The sequence below is a fragment of the Citrobacter sp. Cb004 genome (genome assembly GCF_030337065.1).
GTDB classification, from domain to species: Bacteria; Pseudomonadota; Gammaproteobacteria; order Enterobacterales; family Enterobacteriaceae; genus Citrobacter; species Citrobacter braakii.
The window spans coordinates 1-22,648 of sequence record NZ_JAOWCH010000036.1; the positions used below are offsets into that span (position 1 = coordinate 1).

General features: G+C 49.5%; 19 protein-coding genes and 3 pseudogenes. 17 read left to right on the forward strand and 5 right to left on the reverse strand.

The window, feature by feature from the left end:
* Window positions 1-15: 15 nt before the first annotated feature.
* The 3 genes and pseudogenes from OGV65_RS02860 to OGV65_RS02870 form a co-directional block, all read right to left on the reverse strand.
* Window positions 16-713 (reverse strand): IS1-like element IS1B family transposase gene (locus tag OGV65_RS02860; protein ID WP_095033700.1). Its coding sequence is split into 2 segments (ribosomal slippage): window positions 16-464 and window positions 464-713, totalling 699 coding nucleotides; the frame shifts between segments, so codons are not numbered across the junction.
* A gap of 42 nt (window positions 714-755) precedes the next feature.
* Window positions 756-1,040 (reverse strand): annotated as a pseudogene (locus tag OGV65_RS02865) (MarC family protein); the annotation flags it as partial.
* Between the two features lie 75 nt (window positions 1,041-1,115).
* Window positions 1,116-1,748, reverse strand: a complete 633-nt coding sequence (locus OGV65_RS02870) for a TetR/AcrR family transcriptional regulator (RefSeq protein ID WP_286454569.1) — start codon at window positions 1,746-1,748, stop codon at window positions 1,116-1,118.
* A 73-nt stretch (window positions 1,749-1,821) separates the two neighbouring features.
* Between OGV65_RS02870 and OGV65_RS02875 the strand changes: the two genes are divergently transcribed.
* The 5 genes and pseudogenes from OGV65_RS02875 (at window position 1,822) to OGV65_RS02895 (ending at window position 7,919) form a co-directional block, all read left to right on the forward strand.
* On the forward strand, window positions 1,822-2,979 hold the full coding sequence (locus tag OGV65_RS02875; protein WP_286454570.1) for an efflux RND transporter periplasmic adaptor subunit: 1,158 nt from the start codon (window positions 1,822-1,824) through the stop codon (window positions 2,977-2,979).
* A gap of 9 nt (window positions 2,980-2,988) precedes the next feature.
* A complete protein-coding gene (locus OGV65_RS02880) occupies window positions 2,989-6,114 on the forward strand; it encodes an efflux RND transporter permease subunit (RefSeq protein ID WP_286454571.1) in 3,126 nt (1,041 codons plus the stop codon).
* 108 nt (window positions 6,115-6,222) lie between these two features.
* The gene (locus OGV65_RS02885; RefSeq protein ID WP_286454572.1) at window positions 6,223-6,882 is read left to right on the forward strand and encodes a TetR family transcriptional regulator; all 660 of its coding nucleotides are present in this window, start codon (window positions 6,223-6,225) and stop codon (window positions 6,880-6,882) included.
* Window positions 6,872-7,202 (forward strand): annotated as a pseudogene (locus OGV65_RS02890) (helix-turn-helix domain-containing protein). The gene OGV65_RS02885 and the pseudogene OGV65_RS02890 overlap by 11 nt, the downstream one beginning before the upstream one ends.
* A 174-nt stretch (window positions 7,203-7,376) precedes the next feature.
* Window positions 7,377-7,919 (forward strand): hypothetical protein, encoded by a 543-nt coding sequence (locus OGV65_RS02895; protein WP_286454573.1) that lies wholly within the window; start codon window positions 7,377-7,379, stop codon window positions 7,917-7,919.
* Window positions 7,920-10,098: 2,179 nt separating this feature from the next.
* Here OGV65_RS02895 and OGV65_RS02900 read toward each other — a convergent pair.
* Both OGV65_RS02900 and OGV65_RS02905 read right to left on the reverse strand, forming a co-directional pair.
* Window positions 10,099-10,389: pseudogene (locus OGV65_RS02900) on the reverse strand (transposase); the annotation flags it as partial.
* 15 nt (window positions 10,390-10,404) lie between these two features.
* Window positions 10,405-10,743: a hypothetical protein gene (locus OGV65_RS02905; RefSeq protein WP_286454574.1), complete on the reverse strand. Its 339-nt coding sequence runs from the start codon at window positions 10,741-10,743 to the stop codon at window positions 10,405-10,407.
* A gap of 748 nt (window positions 10,744-11,491) precedes the next feature.
* Between OGV65_RS02905 and OGV65_RS02910 the strand changes: the two genes are divergently transcribed.
* From OGV65_RS02910 to pntA, 12 genes are all read left to right on the forward strand, one after another.
* Window positions 11,492-11,704, forward strand: coding sequence for a hypothetical protein (locus tag OGV65_RS02910; RefSeq protein ID WP_286454575.1), 213 nt, complete (start codon window positions 11,492-11,494; stop codon window positions 11,702-11,704).
* A gap of 100 nt (window positions 11,705-11,804) precedes the next feature.
* Window positions 11,805-12,803 (forward strand): LysR family transcriptional regulator, encoded by a 999-nt coding sequence (locus OGV65_RS02915; protein ID WP_286454576.1) that lies wholly within the window; start codon window positions 11,805-11,807, stop codon window positions 12,801-12,803.
* 210 nt (window positions 12,804-13,013) lie between these two features.
* Window positions 13,014-14,324: an MFS transporter gene (locus OGV65_RS02920; RefSeq protein WP_286454577.1), complete on the forward strand. Its 1,311-nt coding sequence runs from the start codon at window positions 13,014-13,016 to the stop codon at window positions 14,322-14,324.
* Between the two features lie 90 nt (window positions 14,325-14,414).
* Window positions 14,415-15,080 carry a CoA transferase subunit A gene (locus OGV65_RS02925; protein WP_286454588.1) on the forward strand — a complete coding sequence of 222 codons (666 nt, stop codon included), beginning with the start codon at window positions 14,415-14,417 and terminating at the stop codon, window positions 15,078-15,080.
* A complete protein-coding gene (locus OGV65_RS02930; protein ID WP_286454578.1) occupies window positions 15,073-15,729 on the forward strand; it encodes a 3-oxoacid CoA-transferase subunit B in 657 nt (218 codons plus the stop codon). The genes OGV65_RS02925 and OGV65_RS02930 overlap by 8 nt, the downstream gene beginning before the upstream one ends.
* 17 nt (window positions 15,730-15,746) lie before the next feature.
* Entirely contained in the window at window positions 15,747-16,088 is a 342-nt protein-coding gene (locus tag OGV65_RS02935; RefSeq protein ID WP_286454579.1) for a cupin domain-containing protein, read from the forward strand.
* Window positions 16,089-16,104: 16 nt separating this feature from the next.
* Entirely contained in the window at window positions 16,105-16,893 is a 789-nt protein-coding gene (locus OGV65_RS02940; protein WP_286454580.1) for an SDR family NAD(P)-dependent oxidoreductase, read from the forward strand.
* Window positions 16,894-16,903: 10 nt separating this feature from the next.
* The gene (locus OGV65_RS02945; protein WP_286454589.1) at window positions 16,904-17,830 is read left to right on the forward strand and encodes a 3-hydroxyacyl-CoA dehydrogenase family protein; all 927 of its coding nucleotides are present in this window, start codon (window positions 16,904-16,906) and stop codon (window positions 17,828-17,830) included.
* Between the two features lie 4 nt (window positions 17,831-17,834).
* Entirely contained in the window at window positions 17,835-18,773 is a 939-nt protein-coding gene (locus OGV65_RS02950; protein WP_286454581.1) for a cyclase family protein, read from the forward strand.
* 199 nt (window positions 18,774-18,972) lie between these two features.
* The gene (locus OGV65_RS02955; protein WP_286454582.1) at window positions 18,973-20,157 is read left to right on the forward strand and encodes an acetyl-CoA C-acetyltransferase; all 1,185 of its coding nucleotides are present in this window, start codon (window positions 18,973-18,975) and stop codon (window positions 20,155-20,157) included.
* 17 nt (window positions 20,158-20,174) lie between these two features.
* Window positions 20,175-21,035 carry a beta-keto acid cleavage family enzyme gene (locus OGV65_RS02960; RefSeq protein WP_286454583.1) on the forward strand — a complete coding sequence of 287 codons (861 nt, stop codon included), beginning with the start codon at window positions 20,175-20,177 and terminating at the stop codon, window positions 21,033-21,035.
* Window positions 21,036-21,120: 85 nt separating this feature from the next.
* Entirely contained in the window at window positions 21,121-22,647 is a 1,527-nt protein-coding gene (pntA, locus tag OGV65_RS02965; protein WP_286454584.1) for a Re/Si-specific NAD(P)(+) transhydrogenase subunit alpha, read from the forward strand.
* Window position 22,648: the final 1 nt, after the last annotated feature.

Genomic DNA, 22,648 nt, shown 5'->3' on the forward strand with positions numbered 1-22,648 from the left:
GGTAATGACTCCAACTTATTGATAGTGTTTTATGTTCAGATAATGCCCGATGACTTTGTCATGCAGCTCCACCGATTTTGAGAACGACAGCGACTTCCGTCCCAGCCGTGCCAGGTGCTGCCTCAGATTCAGGTTATGCCGCTCAATTCGCTGCGTATATCGCTTGCTGATTACGTGCAGCTTTCCCTTCAGGCGGGATTCATACAGCGGCCAGCCATCCGTCATCCATATCACCACGTCAAAGGGTGACAGCAGGCTCATAAGACGCCCCAGCGTCGCCATAGTGCGTTCACCGAATACGTGCGCAACAACCGTCTTCCGGAGCCTGTCATACGCGTAAAACAGCCAGCGCTGGCGCGATTTAGCCCCGACGTATCCCCACTGTTCGTCCATTTCCGCGCAGACGATGACGTCACTGCCCGGCTGTATGCGCGAGGTTACCGACTGCGGCCTGAGTTTTTTAAATGGCGGAAAATCGTGTTGAGGCCAACGCCCATAATGCGGGCGGTTGCCCGGCATCCAACGCCATTCATGGCCATATCAATGATTTTCTGGTGCGTACCGGGTTGAGAAGCGGTGTAAGTGAACTGCAGTTGCCATGTTTTACGGCAGTGAGAGCAGAGATAGCGCTGATGTCCGGCAGTGCTTTTGCCGTTACGCACCACCCCGTCAGTAGCTGAACAGGAGGGACAGCTGATAGAAACAGAAGCCACTGGAGCACCTCAAAAACACCATCATACACTAAATCAGTAAGTTGGCAGCATCACCCTGAAACCAATATACGAAACAATCATGCCTCCTGCCATTCTTAACCCGGGTAATGATATACCAAAGGAGTCCATAACGGCCTGACCAGCATAAAAAGCGACAATCATGATGCACAATACATAGAATGAAGTTTTTAAGGCAAGCAGGTTACGCTCTCTGTCAGAAAACCCACCAGATAAACTGATGAACAATACAACTGTGGTCAATGGATTAGCCAGTGGAAGAATGAGAACCAATCCAAGGCTTACTGCCTGAAGAACCTCTGAAATCATTAATTATCCTTATTGAATGCTACGGTTGTAAATGTCTGGGGGATCAGAAACTTAACCTGTGTATACCTTCAGCTGTTAAGTATCTTTGTGCCCGAAAAGATGTCTGGTAATATCATTAATAACGTCAACCAGTTGGTTTTTCGCTATCCCGGTTTCGGCAGAGTATTGTGGCGTGTTTACAGAAAGCCCCACAAAAATTGCCGACATAACTTCCATGCTTGCTTTCAGGCGTATCATCTCTTTTTCATTTTTCACATTGCATCTTAAGCGTAGCTGTTCAGCAAACTGCTCAATGATAACTTTTCTTGACTGAATCAGTAACGAAGCCACACCGGGGTTACGTGCTGACTCGGCAGCTATTTCAAGCCAGAGACCAATGAACCTGTCAGAGGTATGTCGTTCAACATATTCAGCCGTGTGCCGGACAAGTATTTCGACCAACGCCTCCTCTGCCGGAGAAGTTTTGATCTCGTTAATCATATCAAGCAGTGAATTTTCCTGTTGTCTGACCAGCGCTTCAACAATGGCCTCTTTGTTTTCAAAGTGATAGTAGATATGCCCGGGGCTCATGCCGGCAGCTTTTGATATTTTGGCGATGCTACAGCCATGAAATCCTTCCTTGCTGAAACATTCTGCTGCTGCGTCAAGCACCTGCTTCCTCCTTTCCTGACTTTTTCCCCGAATGTCCTCTGCCTGAGAGTCGTTCATATTTCATCCTCTGTTGGTTGGTTTCTGACCTTGTCAGAGCTTGCAAAAAAAAATGTAGTATGAATATACTAGAATGAATATTCATACTCAATGGAGCAATGATGTGATGTTTGTCTGTTCACGCCACACAGGATGGCCTGTATTGTCAGCATTTCTAGTACTTTCTCTTTCCGGATGCGATAAGCCACAACAGCAAGCGGCGGCACCGGTAGCGGAAGTTGGTGTTGTCACCCTTACAGCGAAAGATGTCGCACTGACAACGGAATTACCGGGTCGTACGGCACCTTATCTGGTTGCTGAAATCCGACCACAGGTCGGAGGCATTCTCCATAAACGCCTTTTTGAAGAAGGCAGTATGGTTAATGCAGGGCAGGTATTGTATCAGATTGATCCGGCTCCCTATCAGGCTGAGCTTGCAAAAGCGGAAGCCAGTCTGGAATCCTCCCGTTTACTGGCCCGGCGTTATGAAGCGCTTGTGAAAACCAGTGCCATCAGCCAGCAGGACCGCGATGATGCGCGTTCATCCTGGCTGCAGGCGAAAGCATCTGTTGATTCGGCGAGAATCGATCTGGGATACACAAAAATTACAGCCCCGATCTCAGGACGGATAGGGCGTTCTTCAGTGACACAGGGTGCCCTGATGACTGCGAATCAGTCTGATGCGCTGGCGACCATTCAGCAACTGGATCCCATTTATGTTGATATTCCACAGTCATCAACTTCATTGCTGCGGATGCAGGACGATCTGGCCGCGGGGCGCATAAAGCAAAAGGGCAATCAACAGGCTGAAGTGAGGTTAGTTCTTGATAATGGCTCGGAATATCCTATACCGGGGAAACTTAAATTTTCAGAAGTTACTGTTGATGAAGGGACCAACGCCGTCATCATTCGCGCCGTTTTTCCAAATCCAGACAACCGACTACTACCAGGTATGTTTGTCCGGGCAAAACTGCAGGAAGGCGTACGGGAAGACGCTCTGCTGGTTCCACAGCGTGGTATTACACGGAACGGTACAGGGCAGGCGACAGCTCTCGTTGTAAATAATGACAATAAAGTTGAACTAAAGAACGTGGTAACGGAAAGGGTTATCGGTAATGAGTGGCTCATAAGTGACGGTCTCAGGGCAGGAGACAGAGTCATTGTCGATGGTGTTCAGAAGGCACAGCCGGGCAGTGAAGTCAAAGTTGTTGCAGCAGATGCCGATGCCACGGCCTCCTCTCAGCCGCAATAAGGAGCCGACATGTCACGTTTTTTCATCGATCGCCCGGTTTTTGCCTGGGTTATCGCGCTTGTAGTTATGCTGGCAGGGGCTCTGGCTATTATCAATCTCCCTGTTAACCAGTACCCTAATATTGCGGCACCCGCCATTCAGATCAGCGGTACCTATCCGGGGGCGTCGGCCGATACGGTGCAGGATACTGTGGTTCAGGTTGTCGAACAGCAACTCAATGGTCTCGATAATCTGCGGTACCTGAAGTCGGAAAGTAACTCAGATGGCTCATTTACTATCACTGTCACCTTCGATCAGGGAACCGATCCGGATATCGCTCAGGTGCAGGTGCAGAATAAACTCTCTCTTGCCACGCCGCTTATCCCTGATGAAGTTCAGCAACAGGGGATCAGGGTAGCCAAGTACCAGATTAACTTCATGCTGGTCGTCGGGCTTGTTTCGACCGATGGTCGGCTTAACGGCTTCGATTTGGGGGACATTATGGTCTCCAAATTACAGGATCCACTGTCACGCGTTAATGGTGTGGGCGACTTCATGATGATGGGGTCACAGTACGCTATGCGTATCTGGATGGATCCATCGAAGCTGAACAGCTATAACCTGACCCCGCTGGATGTCAGCTCAGCAATTCAGGCACAGAACGTCCAGGTTTCATCGGGCCAACTTGGCGGACTACCCACTGAGGACGGCGTCCAGTTGAATGCCACAGTCATCGGTAAAACACGCTTCACCAGCGCGGAGCAGTTTGAAAATATTCTCCTGAAAGTCCAGCCAGACGGCTCCCGGGTGTTGCTTAAAGATGTTGCTAAAGTCGGGCTTGGTTCGGAAAACTTTTCTATCCAGGCCAAATATGGCAAAAACCTGCCCAGTACCGGGATTGCGCTACGACTCGCAACCGGCGGTAATGCGCTGGAGACTATTACAGCCGTTCGGGAAAGACTGGAGGAGCTGAAAGCAGAACTTCCTCAGGGAGTTGAGGTTGTCTACCCTTACGATACCGCGCCGGTTATCAGTGAATCTATTGAGGGGGTTGTGCATACCCTGATTGAAGCGATTGTGCTGGTATTTCTGGTGATGTTTCTGTTCCTGCAAAACTGGCGTGCAACGCTTATTCCCACGCTTGCTGTTCCCGTTGTTCTGCTTGGCACTTTCGGGGTGATGTCGGCGTTTGGTTTCACCATCAATATACTCACTATGTTCGGGCTGGTGCTTGCCATAGGTCTGCTGGTTGACGATGCGATTGTGGTGGTGGAAAACGTCGAGCGTGTTATGACAGAGGAGAAGTTATCTCCTCTCGAGGCGACGCGAAAATCCATGGACCAGATCTCAGGGGCTCTTATAGGGATAGGCCTGGTTTTGTCAGCAGTATTTGTGCCGATGGCGTTTTTCGGAGGCTCCACAGGGGTAATTTATCGTCAGTTCTCCATCACAATTGTTTCCGCGATGGCACTGTCGGTACTTGTTGCATTGATATTCACTCCCGTGCTCTGTGCTACCTTGCTGAAACCCACCGAACATGGACATGGAGGTAAAGGATTTTTCGGCTGGTTCAACTGGGGATTTGAGCACAGTACGAAGCTGTATCATAATGGTGTGGAACGAACACTGAGGGCACCGAAAAGGGCCATGGTTTTCTTCCTGCTCATTATCGCATTGCTGGCGGTACTGTTTCCCAAAATACCCACGTCTTTCCTGCCTGATGAAGATCAGGGAAACCTGTTTGTTCAGGTCCAGATGCCTCCAAACAGCAGTGCACAGCAGACACAACGTGTACTGTCGAAAGTATCCGAATATTTCCTGAACAAGGAAAAGGATATGGTTTCCTCAGTGATGCTGGTTAATGGATTCAACTTTGCTGGTCGTGGACAGGGTTCAGCAATGGCATTTGTTCAGTTGAAACCATGGGGAGAGCGTAAAGGCAGTGTCTTCGAACTGTCCGGCCGCGCGATGGGGTATCTCAGTACCATCAAGGAAGCGAATGCTATTGCTTTTGCTCCCCCGGCCGTGTCGGAACTGGGGAATGCTACAGGGTTTGACCTGTTCCTCGAAGATCGTGGCGGAGCCGGCCATGAAAAGCTTATCCATGCCCGAGATCAAATCCTTGCTGAAGCGGCGAAAAACCCGGCGTTAAACATGGTTCGCCCTAACGGCATGAACGATGAACCTCAGTACCAGATTCTGATTGATGACGAAAAAGTTCAGGCGCTTAAGCTGAGCATGAGCGACGTCAATAATACAATGTCAGCGGCCTGGGGCTCAACGTATGTAAACGATTTTAACGATCGTGGACGGGTGAAAAAAGTCTATATTCAGGGCGAACCTGGCTCACGTATTTCACCGCAGGATTTTGATAAATGGTATGTCCGCAACAGCGATGGTGATATGGTCTCCTTTGCCTCTTTTGCAACAGGTAAATGGATTTATGGTTCGCCAAAACTGGAGCGATATAATGGTATCTCTGCTGTCGAAATTCTGGGGGAGCCTGCGGCAGGATACAGCTCCGGGGATGCAATGAAGGCAATTGAAGACATTGCTGCCAGACTTCCTGAAGGCTTCCATATTTCATGGACAGGTTTGTCTTTTGAGGAACGACTTTCAGGCTCTCAGGCTCCTGCACTATATGCACTTTCCCTGTTGATTGTCTTTCTGTGTCTGGCAGCATTATATGAAAGCTGGAGCATTCCTTTCTCCGTTATGCTGGTTGTTCCGCTTGGTGTCCTGGGGGCTGTCTGCGCTACTTTGTTGCGCGGTCTTGGCAACGACGTCTTTTTCCAGGTTGGTTTGTTAACAACAATTGGGCTGTCTGCGAAAAATGCCATACTTATCGTGGAGTTTGCTCGTGAATTGCATGAGAAAGGGGGACTAAGCATAAAAGAAGCGGCAGTTGAAGCGGCGAGAGTGAGGTTAAGACCCATAATCATGACCTCGCTGGCATTTGTAATGGGGGTTATCCCGCTTGCTGTGTCGACTGGAGCAAGTTCCGGAAGTAAACATGCCATCGGTACAGGTGTGGTTGGAGGGATGATCACTGCCACGATACTGGCAATCTTTTATATTCCCTTCTTCTATATGTTAATTGCCGGGTTCTTCAGCCGCAGAAGTAAGAAAACATCTGATAAGACCGAAGCTGAATAATCACAAATATGAGTAAATCTTCAGGTGTAGCAAACAAACTGCACCTGAAGAAACGGTAGTTGGCATGGTACTCAATACCCCGGAGATATATTCGTAAACAGAATGTCAATGGAGATTTCAACAGTGGTGCGGCGCACAAAATTTGCAGCGGAGGAAACTCGTAAACAAATCCTGGATGCAGCAGAGATCTGTTTTTGTGAGACGGGAGTCTCGAAGACGACGCTGGAGATGATCGCGGTGCGGGCCGGTTGTACGCGGGGTGCGATCTACTGGCATTTCAACGAAAAAAATGACCTGTTGCGACAGGTTATTGAGCGTGTACCACTGCCATTATTTGACGAGCTTAAAGCCATCAAAGACGGGAAAGTTTCTGAACCGGTTAGGGCGATGTATCGCTGCTTATCCCACAACCTGATTAAGTTGCAATATGATGTGCACTTACGAAATGTGATTTATATTGTGTTTTTTTGTGAAGAATGCCCGGATGATATAAAGGCTGATTACTTGCAGGGAATGATTGACAGTGGCAAGTTTATAGAATTACTGAGTTATATTTTTGAAACAGCTAAATCACACAGGGAAATATACACAGAACTTCGTAGTGAGACTCTGGCGTACCTGGTTTTTTCTGTGTTTACGGGGGTGGTACGGAGTTGTATTCTGTTGCCTGAAAATGAATTATTCTTCCGAGAAGGTAGCATGGTGCTGGAATTGATCCTGTCAACATTCACAGGCGTCGATAAAGAGGCACGTTATAATGAAAAATAGCTCTGATATCTATGATCTTGTCAAATGGATTGATGCTCATCTTGAGATGAAACTCTCAGTTGATATTGTGGCAAAAAGAGCCGGATATTCAAAATGGTATTTACAGAGACTGTTTACACTTATCACTGGTGTTAGTCTCGGAAAGTATATCAGAGAGCGTCGGTTGAACAATACAGCTGAAGAACTACGTTCTACTACTGAACCTGTCTTGGATATTGCTTTTAAAATACCAGTTTGATTCTCAGCAGACATTTACAAGGGCGTTTACTCGTCGTTTTGGTACCCCTCCTGCTGCATATCGAAACTTTACTAATGAATAAATTGGATGAAATAGTAAGTTATGTCAAGCTTCATTGGGTTATGTGTGAGTACGCGAGAATAGTAATTTCAGACATGCTGAACATGAATTTTTAAAAGTATGTGGGTTCGGGCTGAGAGATCTGTTTTTATCTCAGAGGAATATCTGGATACTGAACAAAAGGAGGAACCTTTTTATGTCAGAAAAAGTTACGCATTTTGTCTGGTGCGCTCTGGTTGCGGTTGAAATAGCTCGTTCTGATGGACGAGTACAAACCCAGGAAGAGGAGCGGAATTTTATTATGAAATGGTTGCAACAGGCACAAAAGAAAAGGCTTTTTTGCAGGGAAGTTGCTCCTGTGTTATTAGCTCTGCAGAAGCTCAACAATTTATATGGGGTATCAATATCTATAAGAGAAATCCTGAATTATTATTGGCAATTGGATACAGGAAGTCTGAGAAAGCAAACTGATTTTTATCGACTGCATTGTGCGTTGACATTTATTAAGCTTCCAGAAGCGCAAAAAATTTTTTTACCTAAGCATAAACAATTTATGGAAATATTTATTGATAATGAAACTTTATTGCGTGTGTTTGACGATAGTGGAAATTTAATAATGCCATTAATGATAAAGGTTGAGTTTAATATTTCTCTTATCAGGTTAATTTTTCGGAAGTGTAGCTTTTATTGTGCTATACATGAAGAGAAAAAGATGATTGCATTAAGTTCTGGTGTATAATGAGTGAAATTAAATGTAAGGTGTGAGTGAGATATTCTATCATTTCTGAAATATTCGTTTGAATATTTCCGTCAACTTGTCATCTATCATAATCACATTAAGAATATTAATGTATTCATTCCTACACAAAACAAGTAGGATGAAAGGATGATGGAAAGTGCTAACGAATAGAATCGTACTTCTACATACGAAAAAGAACCCGTAGTGGTTCTGCGCTCTACACTACGGGCCATGATAAAAGGGATATCATGAGAATAACACAGTTAAATGTGAAACTATCTTTATTATAGTACAGGAAATTATGAATGCTTAGTAAAAAGTGCTGATATTTTATGGCAGAGTTATTTGTAATATATAAGCTTGTTCGTTTTTTATTATCAATAGTCATTAAATCTCATAAGTTAGTCTGGTTTTATTCTTTGTATATGAGAGATATTCAAAAACACTACTCTTCGGCATATCATTACATGACTTTTATACGCAATTGTCCTTTTGACTTCTTCTCTTCCCCCCTTTAATACTACAACTCCAATAGTGGAAGATGTTTACCTGTACCAGCGAACTACGACACATAAATATCACTTTATGATTAAGAAAAAATATCCGCAGTGGATCTGCAAGTCGTGACAAAATGAAAATCACGAAAGGTCTTGAGACCAAAAACTAACTTTCCTTAGGTAGTAGGTGTTGGATTGTTATAACAATAACTTCTTGTTTCAAAAATACGAAGTCATCCAGTGAAATTACTTCCATATCTGGTGGTATGCGTTATTTAAAATCTATTATGAATTAAATAATGGTGTTGGAAACAGATGAATACATGTATGAAATACATAGATTGTCGCATTTGTAGTCATAGATAATTACTTCCTTCACTGAAGGACTATTATGCCGGTAAATATCATTGAACACATTGGATACAATAGAGAAATAAATCAATGGGATATTCATTATAGAGTGAATATCCCATTTTTCAGCAACGGAGGATAATGTAAAGAAGAACTATTCTTCCATGAGTTTTATATGTCAATATGGTAATGGTGATAGTGTGAAATATTCATTGAATAGAACTGATGGATATCTTGGTAGTGTAGCAGTTAATGAAATACTGTATCTCCTTTCTCCTAAGGAGCTTATTTCTACATTCCTTGAATGTCAATGGAATTAGTGAAGGGGACATGAAAAAGTGGACTGATCTTAGGATAGAGATCAGGGAAGGTAGTTATGCTCATTTCAACCAGATGGTAGAGTCCTGTCAGGGTGCTGAGTGCTCTCTTCTTATATCCACGTGGCAAAGTGGTATGGCCAGAAGAAAGCAATATTGAGAGGTATCAGGGTTGAAAAAAGAGCAGGAATTAAGCATGTTACTTATACTACGGTTAACGGTAGTCAGATTGAAGTTTACACTCTGTTGTTGCGAGCGTTCATAGAGATACAGAACTTGCACTTATAGTGTCTCGGCTAGAATTATTCAACATAATGATCTTTATTGTGATTTCTCTATGTTCGTTCTGTTAGCTATTAAAAAAATAAATATGGACAAGCAATATTAATGGCGTCCGGGGTGCCTATGTATTCTGAGATGATTGTGCCATACTTGGTAACTGCATTAACAAACTGGTAAAGGAGGAGAAAAATTCATGTGATTACAGGTCCGGAATTACTCTCCGAAAAGGAATTTGTTGAAATCGCGAATCATCATTTAGACAAAGTATTGAATATCTCTATTTATCTACTGAACATGGTGATGTTGAAAAATTAACGGGTATTCCCCCTGTATCAAGAAAATGTATTTATGAGATAAAATATCGTAAACTGATATGAAATGTATAATTTATTATATAAAACACAAAATTGCGAGTTTAATCCTGTAAATGCGTGAGCTTGCCGTTTTTTAATTCCGTGCGCATTTTGAGATCTCTAGGTTTCTACTGTTTAACCATATATGGACGCCCCTGGTGATGCAAGTACTGCTTCGATGTGGTTTGCGACCATATATCCGGCGTCGTTAGTAGGTTCAATGACCTGCGCCATGATGTCATCCGAACCCTGTTTCCTAATCATTACTCCAGTATTTGATTACCCAGGTTAAGTTCAGGCTGTTACAGGGACGGTAGCCGTTTCCTCATCAGTGCCTGCAAACTCAATGGTACATTTTTACTGTCAGTCTCATATTGGGTTAAACTATAGAAAATGCCTTATTCATATTAAAATCAACCGAGTCAGTCAGTACGTGCCAGATAATTCGGGTCAGGTTATTTGCCAGTGCGACCATTGTTTTCAGAAATCCACAGTGGGCTTCAGGTTTTTGCAACCATCGCCCCAGATTGTCATCACGCTTTTTTACACATCGCATTACTGACCGGGCACCATGGATAATGAGCGTTCTCAGGCTCCAGTTGCCATTTTTCGTCACAGAAGACAGCCGTTGTTTTCCGCCCGAACTGTACTGACGAGGAACCAGGCCACACCACGCCGATAATTCTCATCCACTCGAGAATTGAGTCGCATCAACTTCGCTGATAAACGCCGCAGCAATCAGGGGGCCTACGCCCGGGATTGTTAATAAATGACGGTACACGGTCTGTTGTGATGACAACGCTGCAATTTCACTGTCCAGGCTGGCGATCCGTTCATTCAGCGCCTGAATATCTGCCCGCAATGAAGAGAGCAAATGGCAAAGAGTGAAGGTCAGGTTGTTTGATGCGTCTTCAATCAGCTCCGGCAGCTGTTGCCGGAGCTGCTGGATCCCGACGGGTATGGTAACGCCATATTCAGCGAGCAGAGGAACGAAGCTGGTTGGCCAGCGCCGTTCTCTGCTCAACCATCAGTTGACGTGTGTTTCGAAGCGCCTTGGTACCCTGTTGTTCCGTAGTTTTAACCGAAACAAAATGAATACCGGGCGGAGTGCGGTTTCACAAATTGCCAGCGCATCGTTGGCATCGTTCTTCTGGCTGCGGACAAAGGCTCTCACATGTTGTACAGGAATCAGCCTCACGGAATATCCCATCGCACTGAACGTTCTTCCCCAGAAATGAGAGGTTGAACAAGCCTCCATGGCGAGAAGTGTTCCAGGCTCAAATTGTCGAACGGTATCCTGCAATTTGGATCGTGTTCATGTGATGTTACTCCCGGATTAATGCAGTCAGTAAAAGTATGGCATGACTACCTTAGGAAGGGGCGTCCATAACATCATTACTCTTCTGGTGTAAGATTACTCAGTGACTCATGGGGATGATAGCTCGAAATATTCTTATCCTAAGGCAAAATATTTATTAATTGACGCTTAGTCTTTTTGGTATCAACTTACATTTTGTCGACCAGTCAATGACTGCTCCCGGCCACAGGTCGATAACCACGGCTAGGTAAAGCCAGTTTTCATCGGTGCAAGGACTTCGCTCGCAGTCCCTACCAACGCGCCCTGCTGCCATGGTGTTAATGTTGTATATCAGGCCCTGTATACGGCTCATCTATCAGCCATGATGCACCATAACGCTGTTTGTTTTTGTATGCTTTAACGCTTTACTGCCAGCACGCTCACTGCCCAGTCGAAAGCGCTGTTTCAGCACACCTTGTCTTTTACACTAGGTATACCGGTTCTGTTGCTCGGCAACAAAAAGACAAAAACCGGGCGTCTGGTTCGCTTATTGCACCTCTCGCTCCTCTTTGTCACTAAAAACCTAGGACATTTTGCCAACCACCAGATGGTGGCGATCAACTACAGCAACATCGAAGTGCTCGATCTTGATAGGTTACAGCAGGTCGCCAGCCGTGAAATTGTGTGAATTGTGAACTATGGCGCGCGATAAATGTTAATCCTTTCCATTTGCTCATCGGGTTATCTGCCAAGATAAATCCAGGCAAATCTGAAGCGAGACACCGACCATGTACTGTGAAGATTATCGTTACGAGGAGTCAGCCCCCGCCCTGTCGCAGGATGTCACTCTTTCCGATCCGCATATCATGACCAGAATGATGTTCTTCGTAAGTCTGGTCACGACCGGTTCTATTTCATCTGCGGCAGAGCGTATGGGAATATCCATCTCCTCAGGTTTACGTTGGCTGTCCGATCTGGAAAAAGGAATCGGCTGTTCTCTTTATCGGCGTAACAATAAAGCCATGCCGCTGACCGATGCCGGTGATTATCTGTATCGCAATTTTTGTTTAATCGGCGAGAAAGTCGGCCAGCTAAAAAATGAGCTGACCCATTTTTCCACCCAGCGTCGGGGAACGATTCGCATCTGCTGTACTTCGGTGTATGCCGAACAATATCTGATGCCTATCGTCGCCAACTATCTGGCCGGTAACCGCCAGGCCAATATCGCCGTCTACGTCTCAGCCTTCGGTATTCAGAGCTGGAAAGACCACGATATCATCATCGGCGCCGTCAATGTCTTAAGCCATCAGCGGGATCAGGAACTCCCGCTGGTGGAATGTAATCTTATCGCCGAACCGTTCGTGACCGTTGCCTCACTGCAGTATCTGTTGATGAACGGCACGCCACAGCACCTGTCCGAGCTGATGCATCATCGCTGTCTGTTCGCCAGCTCGCTAACCGGCAGCAATGACTGGGCCTATGAGATCAATAACGAGCGCCATTTTTTCGAAATCCCCAAATCACTTGAGGCGTGCGACAGCACCCTGTTACGAAAATCGGTGATTTCAGGTGCCGGAATAGCCTACCTGCCGGAATATGTTGTGAAGCGAGATATTCGCAATGGCAAACTGACCTGCTTGTTTAAAGAGATGAAAACATCAAAATGGTTATTAAATCGCTATTATTCGGTTCGCAGTCAGCTAACTGCATACGTATCCTCTTTTAAACATTTTTTGATTGAGCAACACACTGCCACCTTTCACCAAATGCGAACAGAGAGTCATTAAAAAAACGCCAGCCTCCCTTTTCGTATTTGCAAACGCACTTTTTATTTTTAGTTTTCAAACACAATAACCGTATTGTTAATCTTATTTTGGTTTGTTTTTTATAATAATGATATTGCCCATTACTGATGTTTTATGACACATCTCCTCTTATTATTTGATTTAAAATCTGGTGGTAAGAGGTTGGTTAAATTTATTAACTGGGTGAAGATTATGCAAAATACCAATAACATTGCCGAAAGAACGGTAAATTATTCCAGCACAAATAGTAATTTTGGAGGCTGGGGCTGGAGCATGGTTGGCTTCAGTATGCTGATGTACTACAACTTCGCCGCATGGACTGCCGACGGCTTGAATGTCATCGTTCAAAGCTTTGTCGATCTCCATGGCTGGGATTTCGCCACGCTTCTTTCTTTCTCAACGCCCGCCGGTTGGATTGGCGTTATTGGCGCGCTGGTGATCGCAGAAATGATCAAGCGCAAAGGGGCGAAAATCGTTGCTATTTTTGGTCTGCTGGCGCTGGGATTGACGATGATCTGGTTTGGCCGCGTCACCTCCTACGCCGAATATGCTATTGGTCTGGCGCTGATGAATCTGCTGGCCACCGGGTGCTGTTTCAACGTTCCCGCCACCCTACTTAATAGCTGGTTTCCAAGGAAAAAAGGCCTGGCTCTCGGCTGGGCAACCATGGGGATGTCATTCTGTACCGCGACGCTGATCCCTATCATGTTCTTCCTCTTTGACCGCTTCGGTGTGCCCGGCGCTTATGCTGTTGTCGGTGGGACGTTAATTACCCTCGGCATCATCTCCATACTCTGGATCCGTAATACTCCGGAAGAACTGGGTTTGTACCCGGACAATGAACCGATTTCCCGTGAACAGCAGGCAGCAAACCTCGCGGCCCAGACCGACTATCATAGCCCCTTTACCTACCGCGTACTGTTTCGCGACCGCGAAATGTGGCTGATTTCCGTCGGCTTCGGCCTGCTGTGGCTGGTGGATATTGGCGTCGTCAGCCAGCTGATCCCGCGGCTGATTTCGGTTGGCTATGATAAAGAAACCGCCGTCTGGATGTTCACCTCCGCCGCGCTGATTTGCGCCATTTTCAGCTACTTCTGGGGCTGGGTGGATGTGAAAGTCGGCACCCGAAAAGCCAGTATCGCGTACGCCTTTTTCTTTGCCGTGACTCACGCCTGCCTGCTGGTTCGCGGTAACGACTACTTCACCTACTTCACGCTATTAATGGTTGGCGCCAGTATCGCAGGTATCAAAGAGCTCTGTACATCGATGGTTGGATCCGTGTATGGCCGCTACGACTTTTCCGCCGTCAACCGTCTGGTTTCAACCATTGCCTGTTTGTTCCGGGTCAGCTGTTTTGCGGTTGTTGCCGTCAGCCTGAAATATACCGGTGATTATGATGGAGCTTATATCTTTTTTATCGTGCTGGATATTATTGCGGCCCTGTTAATTTTCATGATTAACGATAAATGCAAAGGCAAAACGGATTCCGTCGTCGCCGGATAAATATTTTATAGCTTCACGTCAGGGAATAACGTATTCGTAAACCGCCGGTTCACGAGTATTAACGTCACTTATTCAGGAAGTCATACCATGCTGGAAAAAGAGATTATTTCGCCGCAACGCGCTGCCGCCATGGTGGAAGAAGGAATGACCATTATGATTGGCGGATTTATGGCAGTCGGCACGCCAGAAAAAATTATCGATGCGCTGGTGGAAAAAGGCGTGGGTAATTTAACCATCATCGCCAATGACACCGGTTTTATCGATCGGGGGATCGGCAAGCTGGTGGTCAATAAACAGGTCCGCAAGATCATCGCTTCGCATATTGGCCTGAACCCGGAAACCGGACGCCAGATGTCCAGCGGCGAGCTTGAAGCAGAGCTGGTTCCCCAGGGAACGCTGGTTGAGCGTATCCGCGCCGGCGGTGCCGGACTGGGGGGCATACTCACCCGGACCGGGCTGGGCACGGTCGTGGAGGATGGTAAACAGCAGGTCATTATTGACGGCCAGACCTGGCTGCTGGAGCACCCCCTGCAGGCTGATATCGCCCTGATCCACTGCTCCATTGCCGATACCGCCGGTAACGCGGTGTTCAATAAAACCACCAAAAACTTTAACCCGGTGATGGCCACCGCCGCGCGCCTGACAATCGCCGAATGCGAATCCATTGTGCCGATGGACTGCACCGCCGCCGATCGTTACAACACGCCCGGCATCTTTATCGACTACCTGGTGAAGGAGGAAGAGCGCCATGGATAAAAATGCCGTAAGAGAACGCATTGCGCGCCGGGTTGCGCAAGAGCTTCACAAAGGGGACCTGGTTAACCTGGGGATTGGTCTGCCGACACAGGTCGCCAACTACGTCGCCGACGATCTTGGCGTCATCTTCCAGTCCGAAAATGGTCTGGTGGGACTAGGCCCCATGCCGGATAGCGACAATATTGATGCCGATTTAACCAATGCCGGCGGGCAGCCGGTCACCGCCGTACCCGGCGCGGCGTTTTTCGACAGCGCCCTGTCATTCGCCATCATCCGCGGCGGCCACGTCGACGTGACCGTACTGGGGGCGCTGGAGGTGGACCAGGAGGGCAACCTCGCCAACTGGATCATCCCCGGCAAGATGGTGCCAGGGATGGGGGGGGCGATGGATCTGGTCAACGGCGCCCGCCGCGTCATCATCGCCATGGAGCACTGCGATAAAAAAGGCCAGTCAAAAATTTTGCCCCGCTGCCAGCTTCCGCTGACCGCCGTCGGCCAGGTCAATCTGATCGTGACGGAAAAAGCGGTCATTGAAGTCAACAATGGCCTGATTCTGCGCGAAATCGCCGTGGATACCAGCGTCGGGGAAGTCGTTGCCCAGACTGCCGCACCGTTACGCATCTCTGAATCATTAATCCAGTTTTCCTAAGAATAAGGACGCAGCCAATGAAAGTGATACCGATTAGTGAAGCCAGCCCCTACAACCCGCCGCTGCACCACGCCATGGTGGCACTGAAGCTTTGCGACGGCGCGTTATGCAACGCCCGCCAGTTCTGGTGCGGACTTTCGCATTTTTTACCTGGCGGCGGCGCCGAGTGGGCTTACGACGATTCGCCGACGGAAAAGCTCTACGTGGTACTGGACGGCGCCATCACCATTCGCACTAGAGAGGAAACCCGCGTCGTCAGTAAAGGGGAAGCCGTTTTCCTCGCGCCGTTTGAGGGGCGCGAAGTGGTTAACCATACCAATTATCCGACCAGCATGCTGGTCATTGCCAGCAATGCGTAACCAGTAAGGGATCATTATGGACACAACATGGGATAGCAAAGTCAAAGCGCTGTTCAAGCTTGAAGGTAAAGTTGCGGTTATCACCGGCGGTGCAGGAGCGCTCGGTGAAGGTGTAGCCCGCGGCCTTGCGAACTACGGCGTTAAAGTCGCGGTAACCGGCCGTACCATCGCCACCCTGGAAAAAACCGTTCAGCAGGTGCAAGAAGCGGGCGGCGAGGCCCTCGCTATTGATGGCGACATGACCGACGAAGCGGCGGTTAAAGCCTTGGCCGATCGAGTGATCGCAGTCTGGGGAAAAGTCGACTTTCTGATCAATATTGCCGGCATTGCTATCCGGCATCCAGCGGAGGCCTTTGACGTTAATGATTTCCGCAAAGTAATGGACGTCAACATCACAGGTACCTTTATTCCCTGCAAAGTATTTGGCCAACTGTTCATCCAGCAAGGATTCGGGAAAATCGTCAATACCTCATCGGTGCGCGCCTTTGCCGGACACCCCGGTGGCTACGCGGCTTACGGCACATCGAAAGGGGCAATCAATCTATTAACCAGGCAGCTTGCTACCGAATGGGCGAAATACAACATCAACGTTAACGCCGTCGCACCGACCATCTTCTGGACGCCTCTGACCCAGGAAGTTCTGGAAGACGAAAAGCTGAAAAAGATCTTCCTCGATCGTATCCCTATGGGCAGGGCTGCCGTTGTGGAAGATATGGTCGGCACAGTCGTATACCTCTGCTCACCTGCCGCAAATTTTATCACCGGTCAGGTCATTTACATCGACGGCGGCTGCACGGCGGGTTAAGGAGGTGGCTATGAACAATCCGGTCACACGCGTCACGGTTCTCGGCGGCGGCCTGATGGGCAGCGGTATCGCGCAGATCTTTGCCGCCTGCGGCGTGGAAGTCACGATTTATGATATCGACGCTGGCGCTTGGACCGCGCCGGACACCATCCGCAGCAACCTGCAGCGTATGCAGGCGGACGATGCCGCCATCGAAGAGGTCGTTAGTCGCGTCGTTTTTTGCGACCGGCTGGCGGAGAGCGTTCAGGGGGCGCAAATCGTCTTCGAATGCGTACCTGAAAAGCTGGCCCTCAAGCAGCGGCTGTTTCACGAGCTGGACGCGCTTTGTCCACCAGAAACCATTCTCGCCTCCAATACGTCGGTCATCAGCATCAGCGAGATCGCCCGAGACGTGACCCACAAACAGCGCGTACTGGGCACCCATTTCTGGAATCCGGCCTTCCTGATCCCGCTGGTGGAGGTCATACGCACGCGCTGGACCGACGATGCGCTATTCGAACGCACATTCGACATCCTCGCCTGGGCAGGAAAACGCCCGGTGCGGGTTAATAAAGATGTGCCGGGGTTCCTGGTAAACCGGCTACAGCACGCCCTGTGGCGCGAAGCGATTTACCTTGTGGAACAAGGGATCGCCGACGCGCGCACCGTGGATGAAGGCATCCGCTACGGTTTTGGTATCCGGCTACCAACTCTCGGCCCGCTGGAAAACGCCGATATGGTGGGAACCGACCTGACCCTGGCGATTCATGAATATATTTTTCCGCATCTGAATAACGCGACAACTCCCTCGCCTCTGCTACGCCGACTGGTGAGCGAAGGCAAGCTGGGCTTCAAATCCGGCGGTGGATTTCAGACCTGGGACGACGCATCAATTAACGAAAGCCGTGAGCGCCTGCTGAGCTATCTGCAGCGCGTCACTCAGCAACCTGAGGAGTAACACTATGGGTAAGAAAGTTTTTGTCGATTTAACGCATCCGTTTAGCGCCGACACTCCGCGCTGGCCCTACTTCGATAAGCCGCTGATCGACAGTGCACATACTATGGCAAAAGGCGGCGTGTTAACCCAGCGTATTTCCTGCACCATGCACACCGGCACCCACTGCGATGCTCCGCGTCATGTGATGGAAATAGAATTCGACGGTAAAAGAGCGCGCTATACGCATGAAATGCCGGTCGATGCTTATACTGGTGAGGCGGTATGCTTGGAAATTAACGTCGGGCGCTGGGAATTAATTCAGCCACATCATCTGGAAGATGCCTGCCTCCGTGCAAATATCAAACCGGAAGAGTTAGCCGGAATGGTGGTATGCCTGAATACCGGTATGCACCGCAAATTTGATGACTCAAAAGAGTATTATCACTATTCCTGCGGTACCGGCGTGGAAGCCGGGAAATGGTTTGTCAAAAATAAGGTCAAATGCGTTGCCATGGATATGCAGGCATTAGACCACCCGTTACATACCGCGATGGGGAATAACGGCGCCACGCGCATGAATTTACTCGGTGCATCCGGGCGTCCGCTTACCGAAGAATATACTGAACAGTTCGGTGAAGAAGCGTATGCCGAATTTGATAAAGAGCGGTATATCCAACTCCACGGCCAGGCCGCCTATGATGAAAAGTTCGGTGACCTGGAGGCTATCGGCTGCTGGGGCACCTGGGAGCCGTGCCATAAGCAGATGCTCGGCCACGGTATTGTCGGCGTTGAGAACCTTGGGGGCAATCTGGATAAGGTTTCCGGCAAGCGCTTCCGCTTCTTCTGTTTCCCGCTGCGCTGGTATTTAGGCGATGGCTCTATGGTCCGCTGCGTGGCGGAAATTGATGAAGATAATATGAATGATGTTCCGGAAAGAACTTATAGCTACGGGGGCTGTATTTAATTAAACACAATAGTTCTCTGAATCAACATGGCATAAATAAACGAGCTGATTAATTCGCTATTTAGCAGAAGAATACCTGCGCCCTAAATAATATTTTCATTATGCCGGGCGTATGGTGTTCTTATACCGAAATAACGTTGCAGCCATATTTTTTTCATTATTCAATATCAATGTCACTCTGCATCGGAGGAGCAGCCACATGAGTATAAAAGATGTTGTCATTGTCAGCGCCGCCCGTACGCCCATCGGTTGCTTTGGCGGCGCGTTCAAGGATCTCTCAGCTGTCCAGCTGGGTGAACATGCGGTTTCCGCCGCTATCGCCCGCGCCGCCATCAAGCCAGGCGATGTTGACGAAGTGATTATGGGCAACGTGCTGGGCGCCGGGTTGGGCCAGAACGTCGCTCGTCAGGTCGCGATTGCCGCCGGGATCCCGGTAGAAAAAAGCGCCTTTAACGTCAGCAAAGTATGCGGTTCCGGGCTCAAGGCGACCATTCTTGGCGCACAGGCCATCGCGCTGGGCGATGCGGAAATCGTGGTGGCTGGCGGGACGGAAAGCATGAGCAACGCCATGTACTTATCCGCCGCGGCCCGCTGGGGACAGCGCATGGGAGACAGTGCGCTTATTGACAGCCTGATTAGCGACGGTCTGACAGACGCCTTTTCCGGCGAGCATATGGGCATCACCGCTGAAAACCTGGCGCAAAAATACCAGCTCACCCGGGAAGATCTGGACGCCTACGCGGCTGAAAGCCAGCAGCGTACCGAATGGGCGCAGAAAAACGGTCGTTTCGACAATGAAATTGTGCCGATAAAAATCGTTACCCGCAAAGAAGAGCGTTACGTCAAAGCCGATGAATTCCCCCGCCACGGTACCACGCGTGAAACCCTCGCCCGGCTGCGCCCGGCGTTTCGGCCAGACGGCGTGGTGACTGCAGGCAACGCTTCCGGCATTAACGATGGCGCCGCCGCGCTGGTCCTGATTAGCCGTGAAAAAGCCGCCGCTCTCCAGCTTCAGCCGCTGGCAACGATCCGCGCCTGGGGCTGCGGCGGGGTCGATCCCAACATCATGGGCTACGGGCCGGTACCCGCAACGCGCAGGGCCTTATCCCGCGCGGGTTTACGGGTGGATGACCTCGACGTCATTGAGGCTAACGAAGCCTTCGCCTCCCAGTGCCTGAGCGTCATGAAAGGACTGGGGCTTGACCCACATAAAACCAACGTCAACGGCGGCGCAATCGCCCTCGGCCATCCTATCGGCGCTTCCGGCGCACGCATTCTGGTCTCACTGGTTCATGAAATGCAGCGCCGCCACGCTCGTTACGGTCTCGCTACGCTCTGTATCGGCGGCGGGATGGGGTTAGCCATGGTGGTTGAAAAAGAATAAGGATCAAGGAGTTAATTATGTCCGTAGAAAACCGCGTTATCCTGACCGTCGCCTGTACCGGGGCCTGGCCGCAAAAGAGTGACACCCCGTATATTCCGCTCACCCCGCAGGACCAGGCCGATGAAATCGTCCGCTGCTGTGAGTCCGGAGCCTCCATTGCCCACATTCATGTGCGTGATGAGGAAAGTCAGGCTTCGATGGATTTTGATCAATTCGCTGAGACCGTGCGCCTGGTACGCGCGCGCTGCGATATCGTCATAAATCTGACGACCTCCGGCGGGCTTGGCCTGAGCGACGAAATTCGCATGAAGCCATTCCAGTTATTGCGGCCCGAAATGGCCTCTTTCGATGCCGGAACCATGAACTGGGCCCACTCAACAATATTCGAAAATAGCCCGCGCTTTCTGGAGAAACTCGCCGTCAGCATGAGCGAGTGCCAGGTGAAGCCGGAGTTTGAAATCTTCGATGCCGGGATGATTTACAACGTCCTGTACTACATGAAGAAAGGACTGATCAAGGGTAATCCACACTTTCAGTTCGTCCTCGGCGCACCGGGCGGAATGACGGCGGAGGTACGTAACCTGATGTTCTTACTCGATACCTGCAAACAGCATCTGGGCGATAATTTCACCTGGTCTGCTCTGGGCATTGGTCGCGGTCATCTGCCGATTGTCCTAGCCACGCTGGCTCTAGGAGGGAATGTCCGGGTTGGCATGGAAGACAACATTCTCTATCGCAAAGGTGAACTGGCGCAATCCAATACCTGGTTCGTTGAGCGCGTTAAGCGGCTGGCTGCAGAAGTGGATAAAAGTATCGCTACCCCTGATGAGACCCGCGCCATCCTTGGCCTGATACGCCAGCAGCCGGTTAGCGTCTGATTGCGATCCTTTTTACTGAACGCCGATCGCCTCTCTTAATGCGCAGGCGATCGCTTTCGATCAATATCTGAACGAGAACCCTCATATGAAAATTTCGATTCCCCGGGAACAGCTGGCGGGTGAGACGCGGGTCGCCGCCACGCCCGCTACCGTTGAACAGATGCTGAAGCTGGGCTTTACGGTCTCCATCGCCCGCGGCGCGGGTGCAGCAGCAAATATTACTGATGACGCATGGCAGACCGCAGGTGCAACGCTGTGTTCGCAGGATGAGGTCTGGCAGAGCGATATTATCCTGAAAGTTAATGCGCCTCTTGCGGATGAAATTCCTCTTTTGCGACCGGGCTGCTCGTTAATCAGCTTCATCTGGCCTGCGCAACACCCTGAACTCATGGAGAAACTCGCCGAACGCGGCGTGACGGTGATGGCAATGGATGCCGTACCGCGTATTTCTCGCGCCCAGTCGCTGGACGCCTTAAGCTCAATGGCTAATATCGCCGGATACCGGGCAGTCGTGGAGGCAGCCCACGAATTTGGTCGTTTCTTTACCGGACAAATTACCGCCGCCGGAAAGGTCCCGCCAGCGAAGGTGCTTGTTATTGGCGCAGGCGTTGCCGGGCTGGCAGCTATCGGCGCCGCCAGAAGCCTCGGCGCCATCGTGCGCGCTTTCGACACTCGCCCGGAGGTTAAAGAGCAGATCCAAAGCATGGGTGCGGAGTTTCTGGAACTCACTTTTGAAGAAGAGAGCGGCAGCGGAGACGGCTATGCCCGCCAGATGTCCGCCGAGTTTATTGAGGCGGAAATGGCCCTGTTCGCCTCCCAGGCAAGAGAGGTCGATATTATCGTCACTACCGCGCTCATTCCCGGCAAGCCTGCACCGCAGTTAATTACCCACGACATGGTCACCAGCATGAAACCCGGCAGCGTTATCGTCGACCTGGCCGCCCAGACCGGCGGCAACTGTGAGCTGACGGTACAGGGCAAGTGCATCACCAGCGATAATGGTGTAAAGATCATCGGCTATACTGACCTGCCAGCCCGGCTGGCGGCCCAGGCATCACAGCTTTACGGCACCAATCTTGTCAATCTGCTGAAGCTTTTGTGTAAAGAGAAAGACGGCAATATCGCCATCGATTTTGATGATGTCGTTATCCGCGGCGTTACCGTTGTGAGCGAGGGTGAAATCACCTGGCCCGCGCCGCCGGTTCAGGTCTCCGCCCAGCCGCAGCAGCCCAAACCCGTACCAGCAGAGCCGGTTAAAAGTGCGCGCGCCGCACCGTGGCGTCCATACCTTTTTCTGGCGCTGGTTATTGCGCTATTCGGCGGGCTGGCGCATATCGCACCGGCGGACTTTCTTACCCATTTTACCGTCTTCGCCCTCTCGTGCGTAGTGGGCTATTACGTGGTGTGGAACGTCAATCACGCCCTGCATACGCCGTTGATGTCGGTCACCAATGCGGTATCGGGGATCATTATCGTTGGCGCGGTTCTGCAAATCGGCCTGGGAGGCTGGATCTCCGCACTGGCTTTTATCGCCGTTTTTATCGCCAGTATTAATATCTTCGGTGGTTTTTACGTCACCCGCCGCATGCTGAAAATGTTCCGCAGAAACTAAG